Here is an 18,047-nt window from a genome sequence, read left to right on the forward strand (position 1 = left end):
CTACTGCCCTACTGCCCTACTGCCCTACTGCCCTACTGCCCTACTGCCCTACTGCCCTACTGCCCTACTGCCCTACTGCCCTACTGCCCTACTACCCTCCGCAAATCCCCAATCACCGCCCGCCGATCCTGACGCCGCCAGGCCAGATGAATCGAAACCGTGCGGTCGAACCATGGCAGGTCGCGAAACGCGATCCCCGGTGGTGCTGCGACACGCAGGCTGGATTGCACCGTCGCCAGGCCAAGGCCGGCGCTGACCAGGCCGAGCGAGGTCAGCGGATCGGCTGTTTCATAGGCGATGTCGGGCAGAAAGCCGGCCTTGGCGCAAGCAGCGAGGAATTGGCCGCGATTGGTGTCGTCAGGTTGGCGCACCACGGTGATCCAGGTGCGGCCATCGAGGTGCCCCGGCCCGATGTCCGACATCTCGACAAGCGGATCGTCTTCGGGGATCGCCAGCACCAGCGGCTCGCTGCGCACCAGCATGCTGTCGATGTCCGGATCGTCGGCCGGGGCCGGAGCGTAGACGAAGCCGAGATCGAGCACACGCTGCCGCAAATCCTCGAACTGCGCCGCCGTGCGACTGCTCCTGAGCTGAAGATGGAAATCGGGCCGCTCGCGGCGGAATTGCCTGAGCATATCGGCCACAAGTCCGGCATGCACCGCGCCTTCGACATAGCCGATGGCGAGACGGCCGACCGCGCCGCTGCCGAGGTTGCGGCCGAACTCCTCCACGTGCCGCGCATTGGCAAGCAGCGCGCGGGCTTCGGTGAGGAAGGCGCGGCCTTCGGCGTTGAGATGGACCCGCTGTTTTGCCCGTTCGAACAGGGCGACACCCAGCTGCTCCTCGAGCTGCATGATCTGCCGGCTGAGCGGCGATTGCGAAATATGCAGGATTTCAGCGGCGCGGCCGACATTGCCGGTTTCGGCGACGGTGACGAAATATCTGATCTGGCGCAGGTCGAACATTTTTCTCCGAAGCTCAAAGTCCTGCTAGGTCTCAACTTTAACCTAATCAGTCTTGGACAGTCTGACCAGTCAGAAGCGATAGTCGGTCATCCCAACCCAGAGGAGACCGACATGCAGTTCTTTGCCCTTCTTACCCGCAACACCGCAAAATTCAGCGATGCTGACTTTGCACCGCTTCTGCCCGGCGAGGCCGAGCAACGGCGCACGCTCTATGCCGAAGGCGCGGTGCGCCAGGTCTGGAACCGTGGCGATATTCCCGGCAGCGGTATGATGTTGGAGGCGGCCGACGACGCCGAAGTGCGCGGCCATCTTGCCACTTTGCCGCTGATCAAGGCCGGCATGATGGACATCGCCGCGATCGTGCCGCTCAACCCCTATCCGGGCTTCGGGCCGAAGCGCTAAATTGCCTCAATCGCGAGTGGTAACGGCGGAGGCGCGCCGTCACCACGCTTACTGCTCGACCCAGTGTGATCGGCCGTCAAGAAACTGTCACACGAAACCGGCTTCTCGCATGCTAAAACCTGGCAGTTGAGCCGCTAGCGCGGTTCGTTGCTTGGACCATCTGGAGAAGCGACAATGAATATCGCCCTCCCCGCCGAAGGCACCGACCTTTCGCCCTATTTGCCCGATGAACACGGGCTGTTCTTCATCTACCATTTCACCGCTGAAGGCTTGCGCACCAAGGACTCCGCGCAGGCGCATTGGACCTGGCGCAGCTACCAGATCACCGATCTCCACGCCCGCCAGGAAATCGGCGCCGAGCAGGCTCTGCCAGCGCCGGCGCGCGATGCATTCCTCGCCCCCAGCCATGGCTGCCACATCGACTATGAGGATGGCTGGCTCTATGGCGATCTGCCTGATCTCAAGCACGACTTTTCGGAAGCGCGCGGGCTCGTCCATTTCCGCTTCGCCTTCAACGACACGATGCTGATCGGCGCCCGCAAGCAGCCGTTGGAATCGGTCGACGCCGTCCGCAAGGTGGTGGAAAATGGGGCTCGGAAATTCCGCTCGCCGGCGGACCTGATCGAGGCGGTCATGGGCCAGTCGCTCGATGGCATGGCGATCGAACTTAGCAAGCTCGGCGACACGCTCGACGGCATTGAGGACCGCGTCGTGCGCGATGCGTGGCACAATGAGCGGCAAGCACTGGTCGAGGCGCGCCGGCAGCTGGTGGTGATCCACCGGCAGATGGCAACGCTCACCAACCTGTTCCGGCATCTCGACCATTCGCATCGCGACGAGTTGCCTGACCCGATCAACGACATGGCGGCCCGGCTCTCGCACCGGGCGCAGACGCTCTATCATGACGGAGAACAGTTGCAGGCGCGCACGAGGCTTTTGCAGGACGAGCTGATGGCCAAGCTGACGATGCAGTCGAACCAGTTGCTCTATGTTCTGTCGGTGATGACAGCGGTGCTGCTGCCGATGACCATTATCTCCGGCCTGTTCGGCATGAATGTCGGCGGACTGCCGCTGGTCGACACACCAGCGGGCTTCTGGGTGGTGACGGCTGTGTCGGTGGTTATCGCTCTGGCCACCTACCTGTTCGTCAGGCGGCTCGGCCGCGGGTTGTAGCGGCGGCCCGGCGGGCTGTGACCAGCATCGACCAGGAATAGATCGCGAGAGCCGCCCAGATGAGGGCAAAGGCGACGGCCTGGGTGGTGCCGAACGGCTCATCAAAGACCAGCACGGCGATGAGGAACACCATGGTCGGTGCGATGTATTGCATGATTCCGATGGTGGAGAGGCGCAAGAGCTTGGCGCCAAAGGCAAAGAGCAGAAGCGGTATCGATGTGATTGGACCGCAGCCGATCAGCAGCGCCGTATCGGTACCGCTGCTTGACACGATATGGTCTTGCCCGGTCGCGATCAGATAGACGATGTAGCCGAGCGCCGGCACCGATAGTAGCAGGACCTCCACAAGGAAGCCCTGGCTTGGGCCGATGGGCAGCGTCTTGCGGAAGAAGCCATAGGCGGCGAACGAAAACGCCAGCGCCAGCGAAACCCAGGGCAGCTTGCCGCCCTCGATGGTCAGCACGGTCACCGCCACCGCCGCCAACACCACCGCCGCGATCTGCAAACGGTTGAGCCGCTCGCCAAGCAGCAGCGCACCGACCACAACGACCACCAGCGGGTTGATGTAATAGCCGAGCGCGGTCTCGACGGTGCGGTCGACGGCGATCGCCCAGACATAGATGCCCCAGTTGACCGAGATGAGCGCGGCCGTCAGCGCGGCCATGGCGATGGTGCGGGGCGAGCGAATTGCGGCCTTGAAATCCGCTGTGCGGCCGGCCCAGACCAGAACCACTGCCGCGATCGGCACGGACCAGACGATGCGGTGAGCAATCACCTCGGCAAGCGGCAAATGGGCCACGGCCTTCATGTAGAAAGGCAGCAATCCCCACAAGAGATAGGCACCCAGCGCCAGCAGGAAGCCACGGCGGGCTTGTGAATCTGCGTCGAGGGCAATTGCTTCAGTGGCCATGGGCCAACGCTATGGCCCAGTAGTCTTGGCAAGACCATCGCAAAGTTCTGATGGATCAATGGACTTTCGCTGATGGTTCAACCTTACTCCGCCGCCACCAGCCCAGCCATCTCGCGGTTCTTCATCAGCTTGTAGACGATCGAATCCATCAGCGCCTGGAACGAAGCGTCGATGATGTTCTCGGACACGCCGACGGTCCACCAGCGCGCGCCGGTGCCGTCATGCGATTCGATCAGCACGCGGGTGATCGCCTCGGTGCCGCCATTGAGGATACGGACCTTGAAGTCGGCAAGCTCGAGGTCGACGATCTCGCTCTGGTATTTGCCGAGATCCTTGCGCAGCGCGATGTCGAGCGCGTTGACCGGCCCATGGCCTTCGGCGACCGACATCTTCTCCTCGCCGTCCACCAACACCTTCACGATCGCTTCCGAGACGGTCTTCAGCTGACCGTTGGCGTCGAAGCGGCGCTCGACCATGCAGCGAAACGAGGTAACGTTGAAGAATTCGGGCAGGCCATGCAGCATCTTGCGGGCGAGCAGCTCGAAAGAGGCATCGGCGCCTTCATAGGCATAGCCCTCTGCCTCGCGTTCCTTGACCACGGCAATCAACGCGTCGAGCCGGTGATCGTCCCTGGGCACGTCGATACCGCGCCGCTTCAGCTCGGCAAGGAAATTGGCCTTGCCGCCCTGGTCGGAGACCATGACGCGGCGACGGTTGCCGACCGCTTCCGGCGGCACGTGCTCATAGGTCGCCGGTTCCTTGGCCAGCGCGGAGGCATGGATGCCGGCCTTGGTGGCGAAGGCCGAGGCACCAACATAAGGCGCCTGTGCTTCAGGCGCGCGGTTCAGCAATTCGTCGAAAGCGCGGGACAGGCGCGAAATGCCGGTCAGCGCCTCGGCCGAAATGCCCGTCTCGAAGCGATCGGCGAAAGCCGGCTTCAGCGCCAACGTCGGGATGATCGAGATCAGATTGGCGTTGCCGCAGCGCTCGCCGATGCCGTTCAGCGTGCCCTGGATCTGGCGCACGCCGGCCTCGACGGCAGCCAATGAATTGGCAACCGCCTGGCCGGTGTCGTCATGGGCGTGGATGCCCAGATGATCGCCGGGAATGCCTGATGCGATGACCTTGTCGACGATGGCGCGAACTTCCGAAGGCTGCGTGCCGCCATTGGTGTCGCACAACACCACCCAACGCGCGCCGGCATCGTAAGCGGTCCTGGCGCAGGCCAGCGCATAGTCGGGATTGGCCTTGCAGCCGTCGAAGAAATGCTCGCAATCGACCATCGCCTCCTTGCCCGAGACGACGGCCGCTTCGACCGAAGCCTTGATCGAGTCGAGGTTCTCCTCGTTGGTGCAGCCTAGCGCGACGCGAACATGATAGTCCCAGCTCTTGGCGACGAAGCAGATGACGTCAGACTTCGATTGCACGAGGGCAGCAAGGCCTGGATCGTTGGACGCCGACACCCCTGCCCGCTTGGTCATGCCGAAGGCAACGAATTTGGCCCGTGCCGTGCGTTTCTGCTGGAAGAAGGCGGTGTCAGTCGGGTTGGCGCCGGGATAGCCGCCCTCGACATAATCCATGCCGAATGCATCGAGCAGTTTTGCAATCGCGATCTTGTCCTCGACGGAAAAGTCGATGCCCGGCGTCTGCTGGCCATCGCGCAGTGTCGTGTCGAAGAGATAGAGGCGTTGCTTTGTCATGGCTGCGCGGGTGCCTGCGCACCCTCCTCTGGCCCGAAGGCCGATGTCATTTCTTGCCTGCGAACTTGTCCGTTGCCCTGATCAACTGATCGAGAATGCCCGGCTCCGAATATGCATGGCCGGCACCTTCAATCAGATGAAAATCGGCCTTCGGCCAGGCCTTGTGCAATGCCCAGGCATAATGCGCCGGACACGGCATGTCGTAACGGCCGTGGACGATGGTGCCGGGGATGTCCCTGAGCTTGTGCGCGTCGCGCAGCAACTGCCCCTCTTCCAGCCAGCCGGCATGGACGAAATAGTGGTTTTCGATACGGGCAAAGGCGATGGCAAAGTCGTCCTCGCCAAACTTGCCGCTGGTTTCCGGCTCCGGCAGCAGTGTGATGGTTTCGCCTTCCCACAGGCTCCAGGCGCGAGCAGCCTCTATCTGCGCCTTATGGTCGGACCCGACCAGCCGCTTGCGGTAGGCCGCCATCATGTCACCGCGCTCGGCTTCCGGAATCGGCGCTACGAAACGCTCCCACTTGTCGGGGAACATCTCGGACACGCCGAACTGATAGTACCATTCGAGTTCAGCACGGGTCAGCGTGTAGATGCCGCGTACCACCAGTTCGCTGACCCGATCAGGATGGGTCTCGGCATAAGCGAGCGCCAGCGTCGAGCCCCAGGAGCCGCCGAACACCTGCCATTTGTCGAAGCCGGCCATCTCGCGCAAACGTTCGATATCGGCAACGAGATGCCAGGTCGTGTTGGCTTCCAGCGAGGCATTGGGCGTCGATTTTCCGCAGCCGCGCTGATCGAACAGGATGACATCGTAGAGCTTTGGATCGAACAGCCGCCGGTGTTTTGGCGAAAAGCCGCCGCCCGGTCCGCCATGCAGGAACACCGCCGGCTTGGCGCCTTTAGTGCCGGACCGTTCCCAATAGATCTGGTGGCCGTCGCCGACATCGAGCATACCGGAATCAAAGGGCTCGATTTCGGGATAGAGGGTACGCAATTGACTGCTCATAGCTGCAAACCTTTGGTCGGCCAGTCGGCCGTTTCGTGATCTGGATGCTGGAAGGAGATGATCTGCTCCTGCCTGGTGTAGAAGTCAGAATCCTGATGGATGGGCTGATCAAAGATCGTCTCCACCCAGGGCAGCCGCGCGGCGTAATTGACCTGGATTTGCGGCGCCAGATCGGAGCGGTCGTCGAAGGCGCCGATGGCGATTTCGAGCCCGCCGGGCTGGCGGTAGGTCAACGGTGTGCCACAGCGGGCGCAGAAGCCGCGATCGATATTGACCGACGACTGGAAGTAGCTCGGTTCTTCATGGGTCCATTCGACACCATCCTTGGGCACCGTCACCAGCGCTCCGAAAAACGAACCGAACTGTTTCTGGCACATGCGGCAATGGCAGATGGACGGGCGTCCAAGCGCGCCCTTGATGCGGAAGCGCACGGCGCCGCACTGGCAGCCGCCGGTTCGAACAGTTTCGGTCATGATTTTTTCTCCGGCGGCCATTGTTCGGTATCGTGGTCGGGGTGCTGGTAGGAGACAAGATCGGCGAGGTATGGAGCCGACGACATGTCGGCCATCGTATGTTCGCCCGGCAGGTCCGGAATGGTGTCGACATAGGGCAGTTTTGCCTCGGTGCCCCACTGCATCGACGGCACGATTTCCCCAGGATTGTCGAAAGCACCGATGGCGAGCCCAACACCATCCGGCGCGGTGAAGGTCAGCGGCGTGCCGCAATTGGCACAAAAACCACGATCGACATGGCTGGATGAACGGAAATATTTCGGCTCGCCGCGCGTCCAGTCGAGCGTGGCGCCGCGCACCGACACCAGTGGCGCATAGAACGAGCCGAACGCCTTCTGGCACATGCGGCAATGGCAAACCGATGCGTCGCCAAGCGCGCCCTCGACGCGGAAACGGACCGCACCGCATTGGCAGCCGCCGGTGTAGATCGGCCGGTTGTCGAGGCTCATGCCTCCCTCCAAATCATGGGTTCACTCCGGCGCATGGCAGACCGCCTCGACATTGTTGCCGTCTGGATCGACGACGAAGGCGCCATAGTAGTTCGCATGATAGTGCGGGCGAAGGCCCGGTCCGCCATTGTTCTTGCCGCCGGCGGCAAGAGCCGCGGCATGGAAAGCATCGACTTCGGCACGGCTGCGCGCGGTGAAGGCGACATGCTGATGGGCCTTCTGGCCATCCTTGCCCTCCTGCAGCCAGAACACCGGCCGATCACGGCCGTAGCCGCCAACCTTGGCCCCGCCGGTGTATTCCAGCGGCACCATATAAAGCAGCGAGGCGCCAAGCGGCGCCATCGCCTTGTCGTAGAAAGCCTTCGAAGCGTCGAAATCGGCAACGTCGATGCCGAGATGGTCGATCATCTTTTTACCTCCCAGGTGGTGATGCGTTCGCCGGTGACTGGATCCTTGCCGTCCTTCAATTGCACACCTTGCGCCAAAAGGTCGTCGCGCACACGATCGGCTTCGGCCCAGTTCTTGGCGGCGATGAGCGCGAGACGATTGGCGATTGCCTTGGCGACCTTGTCCTCATCGACCTCTGCCGAGGCCACATCGAAGCCAAGGAACAGCAGCGACGCCTTTAGTGCAGCGGGAGCCTGGTTGCCGTCAGTCGCTTCGCCGGCCAACTGCGTCAAGACCTGGAAGGCAGCGTAAGTGGCGAGGTCATCCGACAGCGCATCGATGATCTCCGCCGGCAACTGCCCCGCCACTGGTGCCAAATCCGCCGCGCGTTTCCATTTGCGCAGCGTGTTCTCCGCCTCCTCCAGCTTGCGCACGGAGAAGTCGATCGGCTCGCGGTAGTGCGTCATCAGCATCGCCAGCCGCAGAACATCACCCGGCCAGCTGCGGCCGCCAAAGGTCTCGGTCGCCAGCAGTTCATGGATCGAATAGAAATTGCCGAGGCTCTTCGACATCTTCTGCCCTTCGACCTGCAGGAAGCCATTGTGCATCCAGACATTGGCCATGACTGATGTGCCGTGGGCGCAGCGCGACTGGGCGATCTCGTTCTCATGATGCGGGAAGATCAGGTCGAGACCGCCGCCATGGATGTCGAAAACCTCGCCAAGATAGGCGGCCGACATCGCCGAGCATTCGATGTGCCAGCCTGGCCGGCCCCTGCCCCACGGCGAATTCCAGCCCGGCTCCTCCGGCGACGACAGTTTCCACAGCACGAAGTCGCCGGGGTTTTTCTTGTGGGCGTCGACGGCGATGCGGGCGCCTGCCTGCTGCTCGTCGAGATTGCGCTTCGACAATTGCCCATAGTCCGGCATTGATACCGTGTCGAACAGCACTTCGCCTGCCGCGACATAGGCATGGCCGCGTTCGATCAGGCTTTGAATCAAGGTGATCATGTCGGCCTTGCCGTCGGCGCGCGGCTCGACGAATTCGGTGGCGCGCGGCTCGACCGTCGGCTCCAGGCAGCCGAGCGTGGCGACATCCCTGTGAAACTGGTCGGCGGTCTTTTCGGTCACCCGCCGGATCGCTTCGTTGAGCGACAGTTTTCCAGCTGATATCTCGCCACCGAAATCGCGCAGGGCGCGCGCGTTGATCTTGTCGTCGACGTCGGTGATGTTGCGCACATAGGTAACATGCGTCTCGCCATAGAGATGACGCAGCAGGCGAAACAGCACGTCGAAGACGATCACCGGCCTGGCGTTGCCGATATGGGCGAAGTCGTAGACGGTCGGGCCGCAGACATACATGCGGACATTCTGCGCATCGATGGGAACGAAATCCTCTTTCGTGCGCGTCAGCGTGTTGTAGAGGCGCAGGCCTTGCGATGCGTCGGACATTCCATGCTTTCCCGGTTCAGAACTTTATCTGGATGGAGCCAAGCCGCACCGAGGCGCATCCGGACTCCAGCCTGCTGGCCGGGGCGTTTGTCCAATCTGGGGAAAGATGAGGCGAAAACGTCCGGACCAGCGCGAGGCTAGCCAATAATGCAAATGCCACAAATGGCGAAAGACGTTTTCATGGGCGGCTTTATCGCCTTGGTCAGTGTTGCCGTCAAGCCGCTGATCCCAGGAAAAACGTCGCCGGAACTGGCAAACCCGTCGCTCGATCACGCGGAATCAGCCAGTGAAACATTTTATTAAACATGTCGGCACAGTCATGAAACATTCGCCGGCTAGATCACCAAGCGTCACGATTTGGTCGGAATCAGCCATCAAACGCAAACACGAAAACGTTACCAGGGAAGAGAATATGTCTCGAAGCAAGCAGGAAGCCAACCGCGCCAAGCAACCGGCGCTGGCCAACCACTATCGCGCAATCGGCCCGGCCGCGATCGTCGCTGCCCTTCTTCACACCGCGAAGAAGAAGAAGCCGGCACCCAAGATCGTATCGCCCCGCGCTGCCTGAAGCGATGCGCGACCGGCGCCAACGGCGCCGGGCATGAGGCGCTCATCCACGCCTCCAGATAACAGCTTCAGTCTTTAGCTGAGCATGATCTTTCCCGAAAACCGGGGCCACTTTTCGGGATCATGCTCTAAAACAACGTCATCTGACTGTCGTTCGCGCCGGGCTTCTGGCGCTTGACCTTCTCAGGCTCCGGCCCGATCTCGCCCTTTTCCTGAATCTCCGGTCCAGTATTGGCGACCTTGTTGACGAGGTCGGACACGGGGATAGCCTCGAAGAAATCGAGTTGTGCCGGCCGCAGCAGGTCGGCGACATCGCGCGGCTCGAGCGTACGGCAATCCAGCCAGCGGGCGAAATCCTTGGGATCGATCACCACCGGCATGCGGTCATGGATATGGGCGATGTCGGCATTGGCGTTGACCGTCAGAATGGCGCCGGTGTCCATTTCGGAACCGCCCGGCTCGGCATAGGTCTCGATCAGGCCGGCAAAGGCGACCAATCCGCCATGCCTGGGTCGGATCCAATAGGGTTGCCCTTTCTTGCCCCCGGTCTGCCGCCATTCATAGAAACCTGACGCCGGCACCAACGCGCGGCGATGGCGCATGGCGGCCTTGAACGAGGCCTTTTCGATTGCACCTTCCGAGCGCGCGTTGAACAGCAGCGGAAATTCCCTGATATCCTTGACCCAGGCAGGAATGAGCCCCCAGCGCACCAGCATCGGCTGCCGGTCCGGCAAATTGGAACCCGGCGCCCGCGGAACGCCGGCGGTCACCATCAGCACCGGCTGCGTCGGCGCGATGTTGTAGCGGGCCGGGAAATCCTCCAGCTCGACCAAGCCCAGCAAGGCGGCCGTCCGATCCGGCGTGGCGGTCAAGGCAAAGCGTCCGCACATGATCGATTGTGCCCTTCGAACAATTCGGGTTGAAAGTGGCGATCGAACTGGCGTTGCGCAACCGCTAAAGCTTCACCATGCTGCATGGTCCACAACAGACCTGCCCTCCAATGAACTGATCGAGAACAGATGAACGTAGCGCGCAAGACACTTCCGGCAGTCTCTGTCGCCGTGGTGCGTGGCGACACCGTGCTGCTGGTCAAGCGGGCACGGCAGCCCTCACAGGGGCTCTACGCCTTTCCTGGCGGCAAGGTCGAGGCCGGCGAGACATTGGAGGATGCCGCGAAGCGCGAACTGCTGGAAGAGACCGGCCTGCGTGCCACCGGTTTTCGCCCGCTGCGGGAAATCCACATCGACGGCAGGGACGATAACCACCCGGTCGATTACCGCCTGACGGTGTTCGGGGCCGCCTATGCCGGCGGCGAGGCCGTGGCCAGCGACGACGCCGAGACAGCCGCTTTCTATACACTCGGCGAGATGGCGGCGCTGCCGCTTGCCGGTTCGGTGCTCGCGGTGGCCGAGGAACTCCTCGATCCGCATTCAAACACCCTGACCCAGCCCTGAAAATCGCCTTGCAGGCGACAAATTGTTTCGCCACAAAGGCTTACATTATCTGGCCAGCCATACCGGCCTAGGCAGAGAAGCCTATGAACCGTCCGTCGATATTCCTCGCCCTTTGTCTCGCCGTCAGCACGGCCGCGTCGGCGCGGCCTGCGTTCAGCGCCGAGTCGCCGTTCGAGCCGGGGCTGATGCGGCTGGCCGAGGTGCTCGGGTCGCTGCATTTCCTGCGCAATCTGTGCGGCGAGAAGGGCGATCAGTGGCGTGGCGAGATGGAGAAACTGCTCGATTCGGAAAATCCGGACCCGGACCGGCGTGCCCGTTTCATTGCCAGCTTCAATCGCGGCTACCGCTCCTTCGGCGGCACCTATACCCAATGCACCGCTTCGGCCACCGAAGCCATCAGCCGTTACATGAAGGAAGGCGAGACGCTGTCGCGCGATATCGCCTCGCGTTACGGCAACTAGGCATCCGCCAACAGATATCCACATCCGAGCCACCTGCGACCGACATATCCTGCTTGTGCCGGGCGATTTCTTGGTGCAATCCTGATGTGGCACTTCTGCAACAGTATTAACGAAACGTTACCGTGCAGATGCGGAATTAACTCAAACTGAAGGTTTTCGCCCCGCAGGCCGGTCTTATCGGCTAAGTTTGAGCCGAATTGAATGAAGCTTCGCCAAGCGCAGTCGGCTTTTGTAAAGAACGATCAAAAAAATGTCGTATTTACAAATACTTACTTGGGGCTGCGTGTAAACGGAACAAATCAAGCCTGATCCGCTGATGGATCGCCGCTTGAAAGGGTGGACATCGCTTATGGAACATGCTGCCAACGACATCGACGCGCTGGTCCGGGAAGAAAAGCGCCTGACGGCGGTGGAGAGCCACAGCGAAGCCTGGGCTGAAGGGCTTTCGGCCGGCATCGAGCCCGAGATCATTGCCGAGGCGGCGCTTGAGACCGCGTTCGGCGAAATGTTGCGCGCCAATGGCGAGACCTCAGCTCTTGCCCTGCTCGACCGCATGCGTGAAAAGGTGATTGGTGGTGCCTTCGAACCCGAGCGGCTGCGGCACTGAACCGATATCCGGTTCTTTGACGATCCAGTGCCGTTCGGGCATCATGCCCGTGAGCAAGGAGATACGGGCAGTGAATTATCCGATGTCAGGCGGGCCGAAGGGCCTGGTCCTATACATCCACCTCGCCGCTTGCTGCGCGGCGATTGCCTTGCTGACGTGCCTTGCCAGCAGCCCTGCCTATGCGCTGAGTGAGATCAAACGTGAGGAGCTTCCAGCTCCTGTCACACCATCCACGAATGGCGAAGCACCGGGAACCTCGATTCCCATGCCTGACCCGGTGGGCAGGCCGCCCTCGACCAGCCAACCGGCCGCTCCGGACGCCGAGCCCGAAGGTCCATCGGACAGCGGCAGCAACAGGCCTCGCGTCGATCCGGAGACGCCCCCGCCAGAGGTCGTCTACGACCTCGGCAAGCTGCCCGAGCCCGTGCGGCGCATGCATGACCTGATCATCGAAGCCTGCAAGAGCGGCGACATCGAAAAGCTCAGGCCTTTGATCGGCAAGGGCGACAGCATGACCCAGCTGTCGCTGACCGACATTGACGGCGACGCCATCACCTTCCTCAAGGGGCTCTCGGGCGATCCGGACGGCCAGGAGATCCTGGCCATTCTGGAGGAGGTGCTCAGTGCCGGCTATGTCCATGTCGACGCCGGGACGCCACAGGAGCTCTACGTCTGGCCGTATTTCTTCGCGCTGCCGCTGGACAAGCTCGACGCCAAGCAGCGCGTCGAGCTGTTCAAGATCGTCACCGCTGGTGATTTCGACGACATGAAGCAGTTCGGCGCCTATATCTTCTACCGCGTCGGCATCACACCCGCCGGTCAGTGGACATTTTTCGTCGCTGGGGATTGAGCGGCTTACCCTTCACGAGGGAGAGCAAGGAAACTAGGCAGGCAACGCCTCGGAAAACTCCACCGCCCTGCCCTGACCTGGCGTGACGATTTCGCCTTCCCACATGATGCTGCGGCCGCGAATGACGGTACCGACCGGCCAGCCGGTGACCTGCTTGCCATCGTAAGGGGTCCAACCTGCCTTCGAGCCGGCCTGCGCATTGGTGATGGTCTCGTGCCGCTTCATGTCGACAATGGTAAAGTCGGCGTCATAGCCGGCGGCGATGCGGCCTTTTCTGGCCATGCCGAAAATGCGCTGCGGGCCGTGGCTGGAGAGATCGACGAAACGCTGCAAGGTGAGCCGTCCCGCATTGACGTGGTCGAGCATGATCGGCACCAGCGTCTGCACGCCGGTCATCCCCGAGGGCGAGGCCGGATAGGGTTTTGCCTTCTCGGCCAACGTGTGCGGCGCGTGATCGGAGCCGAGCACGTCGACGATGCCTTGCGCAATGCCATGCCAGACGCCGTCGCGATGGCGGGAGGCACGCACCGGCGGGTTCATCTGGATCAGCGTGCCGAGCCTGGGATAGTCGTCGGCACTCAGCGTCAGATGGTGCGGCGTCGCCTCACAGGTCGCGACGTCCTTATGCTGTTCGAGGAACAAGATTTCCTCCGCGGTCGAGATGTGCAGGACGTGGATGCGGGCGCGGGTCTGTCTGGCGATGCGAACCAGCCGTTCGGTGCAGCGCAAGGCGGCGATCTCATCGCGCCACACCGGATGCGATGACGGATCGCCCTCGATGCGTTCACCGAGGCGCTCGCGCAGCCGGAACTCATCCTCGGAATGAAAGGCAGCCCGGCGGCGGGTATTGCGCAAGATCGAGGCGACGCCTTCATCATCCTCGACCAGCAAATCGCCGGTGGACGACCCCATGAAAACCTTGATGCCCGCAGCGCCCGGTAACCGCTCGAGTTCGCCGACATCTTTCGCGTTGTCGCGGTTACCGCCGACCCAGAACGCAAAATCGCAATGCATGCGATCACTGCCACGCCGAACCTTGTCGGCAAGTGTTGCCTCGCTGGTGGTCAACGGGTTGGTGTTAGGCATCTCGAACACGGCGGTGACGCCGCCAAGCACCGCTGCCCGCGAGCCCGTTTCCAGATCTTCCTTGTGTTCCAGTCCTGGCTCACGAAAATGCACCTGACTGTCGACGACACCCGGCAGGATGTGCAGACCGCGGCAGTCGATCGTCTCTCCGGCCGAGGCCCGGCGGAGATCGCCTATTGCCGCGATGCGCCCATCTTTCACGCCGATGTCGCGAGCACCCTCGCCGTCATGGTTGACCACAATGCCGCCTGTCAGGATGAGGTCATAGGTCATGGGCATGCTCTCTTGCGGGGGGAGTGTCAGCGGCTTACGTAATGACCAACCGTTTTGCAAGATCAGGCTTTTATCCGTCCCATGCCCTTTGCCCTGCTGAAAGACCGCGCGCTCATCTCCGTCTCCGGCCCGGATGCCGAGCACTTTCTGCAAAACATCCTGACCACCGATCTCGACACACTCGGCCAAAGCGAAGCAAAGCCCGGCGCGCTGCTGGCGCCGCAAGGCAAGATCCTGTTCGACTTCCTGATCTCGCGTGCCGGTGACAACGCCTTCCGGCTCGAATGCCGCGCCGACATTGCAGATGATTTCGTACGCCGGCTGATGCTCTACAGGCTGCGCGCCAAGGTCGAGATTGCCAAATCCGAACAAGCGCTTGTCACCCTTGCGTGGGGAAAAGAGTCAATCGCCTCAGGAAATGATTCAACTGCGGTTGCCGACGGGCGCTTTGCCAATGAAAGCGTCTCGCGCTCCTATGCCGGCAGTGCAGACACCGGCGACATAGCCGCATGGCAGGCCTTCCGTATTGCCCACGGCATTGCCGAAAGTGGCGCCGATTATGCGTTGGGCGACGCCTTCCCGCATGACGTGCTGCTCGACGAGACAGGCGGTGTCGGCTTCAGGAAGGGTTGCTATGTCGGGCAGGAGGTCGTCTCGCGCATGCAGCATCGCGGCACGGCCAGGCGGCGCGTGCTGATTGTCCAGGCCGGGCTTCCCCTGCCCGCTCCGGGCACCGAGCTTACGGTCGAGGGACGGCCGGTCGGCACGCTCGGCTCGAACGCTGGTGCCACAGGCCTTGCCATCGTACGCATCGACAGGGTCAAGGCGGCGCTGGACGCCGGCCAGCCGATCCTGGTGGGCGAGGCACCGGTGACTTTGACCATTCCCGCCTGGGCCAAGTTCGGATTTCCTCAGGAAGCCGTCAGCGCGGAGGAAGCCTGATGGCGGCTGATCGTACCGGCGCGCCGCCACGCGCCTGGCAGCGCATGCTGTCCGGCCGCCGGCTCGATCTGCTCGACCCCTCGCCGCTCGATATCGAGATTTCGGACATTGCGCATGGACTTGCCCGCGTCGCGCGCTGGAACGGCCAGACCAGCGGCGAGCATGCGTTTTCGGTCGCCCAGCATTCGCTGCTGGTGGAGTCGCTGTTCAACGACCTGGTACCCCGGGCTTCGCCCGCCGACCGGCTCGCTGCTCTGCTGCACGATGCGCCTGAATATGTCATCGGCGACATGATCTCGCCGTTCAAATCGGTGATGGGCGGCAGTTACAAGGACTGTGAGTTGCGTTTGCAGCGCGCCATCCATCTGCGTTTTTCGCTGCCGCCAGAGCAAGCCGCTGCTCTTCGCCGAGACATCAAGCGCGCCGATCAGATCGCCGCCTATTTCGAGGCAACGCTGCTTGCCGGCTTCTCGACCGCCGAGGCGACCGAGTTCTTCGGCCGCCCACGCGGTTTTTCCGCCGAGCGTTTCGACTTCACGCCACGCTCGGTAACCTGGGCGCAGAATGCCTTCCTGAAGCGATTTTCGGCGATTGAGAAGTCCCGGCACCAGGTTTCAACGCCGGCGGTTGGGTAGAAAAACGCTAAATTAACCGGAAACGTCAACAGTGCGGTGTTCGATCAAGCACCGCAGGCGCGCCTTATGCCCGTCGTGGATGTCAAGGATGGTTCGGTCGTCCCGGAGCGGGTGGCCGAAGGCGTGGAGCGCTCGCGCCGCATGGAACACGAACTTCGCGAACAGAACCAACGCTTTTCAGCCGCTGTCGAGAACATGTCGCATGGCCTGTGCATGTTCGATGCCGACGAGCGCATGATCATCTGCAACGGCAACTACATCAACATCTTCTGCCTCGACCCCAAGCTGATGCGACCGGGCATCCATTTCATCGACATCCTGCGGCACAGCGTCGAAATCGGCATCGCCTCGCAAAGCGCCGACGAACTCTATGCCATCCGCAAACCCTATATCGACCAGGCGAAACCCTCGACCTACGAAGAGACGCTGTCGGATGGCCGGACCATCAGCATCTCGCACCGCCCGCTGGCCTTGGGCGGCTGGGTCTCGATCTACGAGGACATCACCGAACAGCGGCGCGCCGAACAGGATCTCAAGGAGCAGCATCGCCGTTTCGACGCGGCACTCGCCAACATGTCGCAAGGCCTGGTGATGTACGACGCGGACGGCAAGATGATCGTGCGCAACCGGCGTTTTCTGGAGCTCTACAACGTCACGGCGGCGGACTTTCCGCTTGGAACGACGCACCGCGACGCGCTCGAACGGTTGCTGGAACTCGGCATCTATACGAAGATCGACGTCGACAGCGAGGTCGCCAAAACCGAAGCCTACCTGGCAGCTGCAAAAATTCATTCGGCCTATCGCTACCTTACCGATGGCAGGACGGTTCTGGTCACGCGCCGGCCGATGAGCGGCGGCGGCTGGGTGGTGACCTTCGACGACGTCACCGACCGCCGCCGCACCGAAGAGCGCATGATCCATCTTGCGCATCACGACACGCTGACCGGACTGCCCAACCGCTCCATGTTTCGTGAGCGGCTGGACCTGGCGCTTGAGGACGCCCCGGCCACGCCGTTGGCGATCTTCTCGCTTGATCTTGATCGCTTCAAGGTGGTCAACGATACTTGGGGCCATCCTGCCGGCGACTGGCTGTTGAAATGCGTAGCCGAGAGGCTGCAGCGCTGCCTGCGCAATGAAACAGACATCGTTGCCCGCTTCGGCGGCGACGAGTTCGTGGTCATGCAGTTCAATTCCAACGGCATTGCCGATGCTGAAAAACTGGCGAAGCGCATCGTCGAGGCAATCGCCAAACCGTTTCGTGACAAGAGCCGGGAGATGCATGTCGGCATCAGCCTGGGCATTGCCGTTTTTCCCGACAATGGCAGGGATGCCGACACGCTGCTCAAAAACGCCGATACGGCGCTCTATCGGGCGAAGAGCGACGGGCGCAATCTCTATCGCTTCTTCGAGCCCGCAATGGACGCCATGGTGCAGGCCCGCCGGGCGCTTGAGGTCGAGCTCGAGGCCGCACTGCCACGCCAGGAATTCGAACTCGATTTCCAACCCATCATGAACATCGCCTCCGGCGAGATCAGCGGCGCGGAGGCCTTGATACGCTGGCATTCGCCGGCACGCGGCACTGTCACGCCGGACGTATTCATTCCGGTCGCCGAAGAAACCGGACTGATCGTGCCACTTGGCGCGTGGGCACTGAGGAAAGCCTGCACGGCGGCGGCAAGCTGGCCTCCCGGCTTGCGCATTGCCGTCAATGTCTCGGCCGTGCAGCTCAAAAGCGGCGGGTTTGCCCGCAGCGTCATCTCGGCACTGGCCTTCTCCGGCGTACCGGCCGGGCAACTGGAACTGGAAATCACCGAAACCGTGCTGATGGACGAGAGCAAGGCTGTGCTGAAGACGCTGCGACAATTGCGCGAACTCGGCATCCGCATCGCGCTGGACGATTTCGGCACCGGCTATTCCTCGCTCGGCTACCTCAGGCGTTTCCCTGTCGACAAGATCAAGATCGACCGTTCGTTCGTTCGCGACATGGGCAATCGCCACACGGCGGCGATCGTTCGCACTATCATCGGGCTCGGCATTGAGCTTGGCATTGTCGTCACGGCCGAGGGCGTCGAAACCGAGCTGCAACTCGACATGCTGCGCGACAATGGCTGTGTCGAGGCGCAGGGTTATCTGATCGGCGTGCCGTCCAAGGCGGCGGACATCCAGCGCCTGTTGAAGTCGCGTGCCTCGCACAGCCTGACCGGCTGATGGCATCGG

21 protein-coding genes are annotated in these 18,047 nt (G+C 62.1%); 11 read left to right on the plus strand and 10 right to left on the minus strand.

All coding sequences use genetic code 11. The features are described from left to right. Positions 1-80: 80 nt before the first annotated feature. Positions 81-965, minus strand: coding sequence for a LysR substrate-binding domain-containing protein (locus ACZYHG_RS28170; protein ID WP_464611356.1), 885 nt, complete (start codon positions 963-965; stop codon positions 81-83). Between the two features lie 111 nt (positions 966-1,076). On the opposite strand from ACZYHG_RS28170, the gene ACZYHG_RS28175 reads away from it, so the two are divergent. Both ACZYHG_RS28175 and ACZYHG_RS28180 read left to right on the plus strand, forming a co-directional pair. Beyond that, positions 1,077-1,367 carry a muconolactone Delta-isomerase family protein gene (locus tag ACZYHG_RS28175; RefSeq protein WP_027057655.1) on the plus strand — a complete coding sequence of 97 codons (291 nt, stop codon included), beginning with the start codon at positions 1,077-1,079 and terminating at the stop codon, positions 1,365-1,367. Positions 1,368-1,541: 174 nt separating this feature from the next. Continuing rightward, complete coding sequence (locus ACZYHG_RS28180) at positions 1,542-2,540, plus strand: transporter (protein ID WP_464611357.1); 999 nt, start codon at positions 1,542-1,544, stop codon at positions 2,538-2,540. On the opposite strand, the gene rarD is transcribed toward ACZYHG_RS28180, so the two are convergent. From rarD to cysS, 7 genes are all read right to left on the minus strand, one after another. After that, a complete protein-coding gene (gene rarD / locus ACZYHG_RS28185; RefSeq protein WP_464611358.1) occupies positions 2,515-3,450 on the minus strand; it encodes an EamA family transporter RarD in 936 nt (311 codons plus the stop codon). The two genes, ACZYHG_RS28180 and rarD, sit on opposite strands and share 26 nt — an antisense overlap. An 83-nt stretch (positions 3,451-3,533) precedes the next feature. Then, a complete protein-coding gene (gene cimA, locus ACZYHG_RS28190) occupies positions 3,534-5,150 on the minus strand; it encodes a citramalate synthase (protein WP_464611359.1) in 1,617 nt (538 codons plus the stop codon). A 46-nt stretch (positions 5,151-5,196) separates the two neighbouring features. After that, positions 5,197-6,156, minus strand: coding sequence for a prolyl aminopeptidase (pip, locus tag ACZYHG_RS28195; protein ID WP_464611360.1), 960 nt, complete (start codon positions 6,154-6,156; stop codon positions 5,197-5,199). Then, complete coding sequence (locus tag ACZYHG_RS28200) at positions 6,153-6,629, minus strand: GFA family protein (RefSeq protein ID WP_464611361.1); 477 nt, start codon at positions 6,627-6,629, stop codon at positions 6,153-6,155. The genes pip and ACZYHG_RS28200 overlap by 4 nt, the downstream gene beginning before the upstream one ends. Beyond that, positions 6,626-7,117 carry a GFA family protein gene (locus ACZYHG_RS28205; protein WP_464611362.1) on the minus strand — a complete coding sequence of 164 codons (492 nt, stop codon included), beginning with the start codon at positions 7,115-7,117 and terminating at the stop codon, positions 6,626-6,628. Before ACZYHG_RS28205 ends, ACZYHG_RS28200 begins: the two co-directional genes overlap by 4 nt. Before the next feature lie 21 nt (positions 7,118-7,138). Continuing rightward, positions 7,139-7,525 carry a VOC family protein gene (locus tag ACZYHG_RS28210; protein ID WP_464611363.1) on the minus strand — a complete coding sequence of 129 codons (387 nt, stop codon included), beginning with the start codon at positions 7,523-7,525 and terminating at the stop codon, positions 7,139-7,141. Next, positions 7,522-8,955: a cysteine--tRNA ligase gene (gene cysS / locus ACZYHG_RS28215; protein WP_464611364.1), complete on the minus strand. Its 1,434-nt coding sequence runs from the start codon at positions 8,953-8,955 to the stop codon at positions 7,522-7,524. The genes ACZYHG_RS28210 and cysS overlap by 4 nt, the downstream gene beginning before the upstream one ends. Positions 8,956-9,117: 162 nt before the next feature. On the opposite strand from cysS, the gene ACZYHG_RS28220 reads away from it, so the two are divergent. Together ACZYHG_RS28220 and ACZYHG_RS28225 are read left to right on the plus strand one after the other, a co-directional pair. Further along, positions 9,118-9,258, plus strand: a complete 141-nt coding sequence (locus ACZYHG_RS28220) for a hypothetical protein (RefSeq protein WP_464611365.1) — start codon at positions 9,118-9,120, stop codon at positions 9,256-9,258. A gap of 109 nt (positions 9,259-9,367) precedes the next feature. Then, positions 9,368-9,523 (plus strand): hypothetical protein, encoded by a 156-nt coding sequence (locus tag ACZYHG_RS28225; protein ID WP_082221857.1) that lies wholly within the window; start codon positions 9,368-9,370, stop codon positions 9,521-9,523. Between the two features lie 127 nt (positions 9,524-9,650). Here ACZYHG_RS28225 and ACZYHG_RS28230 read toward each other — a convergent pair whose 3' ends face one another. After that, positions 9,651-10,412 (minus strand): SOS response-associated peptidase, encoded by a 762-nt coding sequence (locus ACZYHG_RS28230; RefSeq protein WP_464611366.1) that lies wholly within the window; start codon positions 10,410-10,412, stop codon positions 9,651-9,653. Between the two features lie 129 nt (positions 10,413-10,541). Here ACZYHG_RS28230 and ACZYHG_RS28235 point away from each other — a divergent pair, with 129 nt between their 5' ends. From ACZYHG_RS28235 to ACZYHG_RS28250, 4 genes are all read left to right on the plus strand, one after another. After that, positions 10,542-10,976: an NUDIX hydrolase gene (locus ACZYHG_RS28235; protein ID WP_464611367.1), complete on the plus strand. Its 435-nt coding sequence runs from the start codon at positions 10,542-10,544 to the stop codon at positions 10,974-10,976. An 83-nt stretch (positions 10,977-11,059) separates the two neighbouring features. Further along, entirely contained in the window at positions 11,060-11,437 is a 378-nt protein-coding gene (locus ACZYHG_RS28240) for a TIGR02301 family protein (RefSeq protein WP_027057666.1), read from the plus strand. A 349-nt stretch (positions 11,438-11,786) separates the two neighbouring features. Next, positions 11,787-12,044, plus strand: coding sequence for a hypothetical protein (locus tag ACZYHG_RS28245; RefSeq protein ID WP_027034439.1), 258 nt, complete (start codon positions 11,787-11,789; stop codon positions 12,042-12,044). Positions 12,045-12,114: 70 nt separating this feature from the next. After that, a complete protein-coding gene (locus ACZYHG_RS28250; protein WP_464611368.1) occupies positions 12,115-12,894 on the plus strand; it encodes a hypothetical protein in 780 nt (259 codons plus the stop codon). 33 nt (positions 12,895-12,927) lie between these two features. On the opposite strand, the gene ACZYHG_RS28255 is transcribed toward ACZYHG_RS28250, so the two are convergent. Continuing rightward, positions 12,928-14,259: a dihydroorotase gene (locus ACZYHG_RS28255; protein ID WP_464611369.1), complete on the minus strand. Its 1,332-nt coding sequence runs from the start codon at positions 14,257-14,259 to the stop codon at positions 12,928-12,930. A gap of 75 nt (positions 14,260-14,334) precedes the next feature. Here ACZYHG_RS28255 and ygfZ point away from each other — a divergent pair, with 75 nt between their 5' ends. The 3 genes from ygfZ (at position 14,335) to ACZYHG_RS28270 (ending at position 18,038) form a co-directional block, all read left to right on the plus strand. Next, the gene (gene ygfZ, locus ACZYHG_RS28260; protein WP_464611370.1) at positions 14,335-15,195 is read left to right on the plus strand and encodes a CAF17-like 4Fe-4S cluster assembly/insertion protein YgfZ; all 861 of its coding nucleotides are present in this window, start codon (positions 14,335-14,337) and stop codon (positions 15,193-15,195) included. After that, a complete protein-coding gene (locus tag ACZYHG_RS28265) occupies positions 15,195-15,830 on the plus strand; it encodes an HD domain-containing protein (protein ID WP_464611371.1) in 636 nt (211 codons plus the stop codon). Before ygfZ ends, ACZYHG_RS28265 begins: the two co-directional genes overlap by 1 nt. A gap of 66 nt (positions 15,831-15,896) precedes the next feature. Further along, on the plus strand, positions 15,897-18,038 hold the full coding sequence (locus ACZYHG_RS28270) for a putative bifunctional diguanylate cyclase/phosphodiesterase (protein WP_464611372.1): 2,142 nt from the start codon (positions 15,897-15,899) through the stop codon (positions 18,036-18,038). Positions 18,039-18,047 lie beyond the last annotated feature (9 nt).

Source organism: Mesorhizobium subarcticum, from assembly GCF_055456085.1.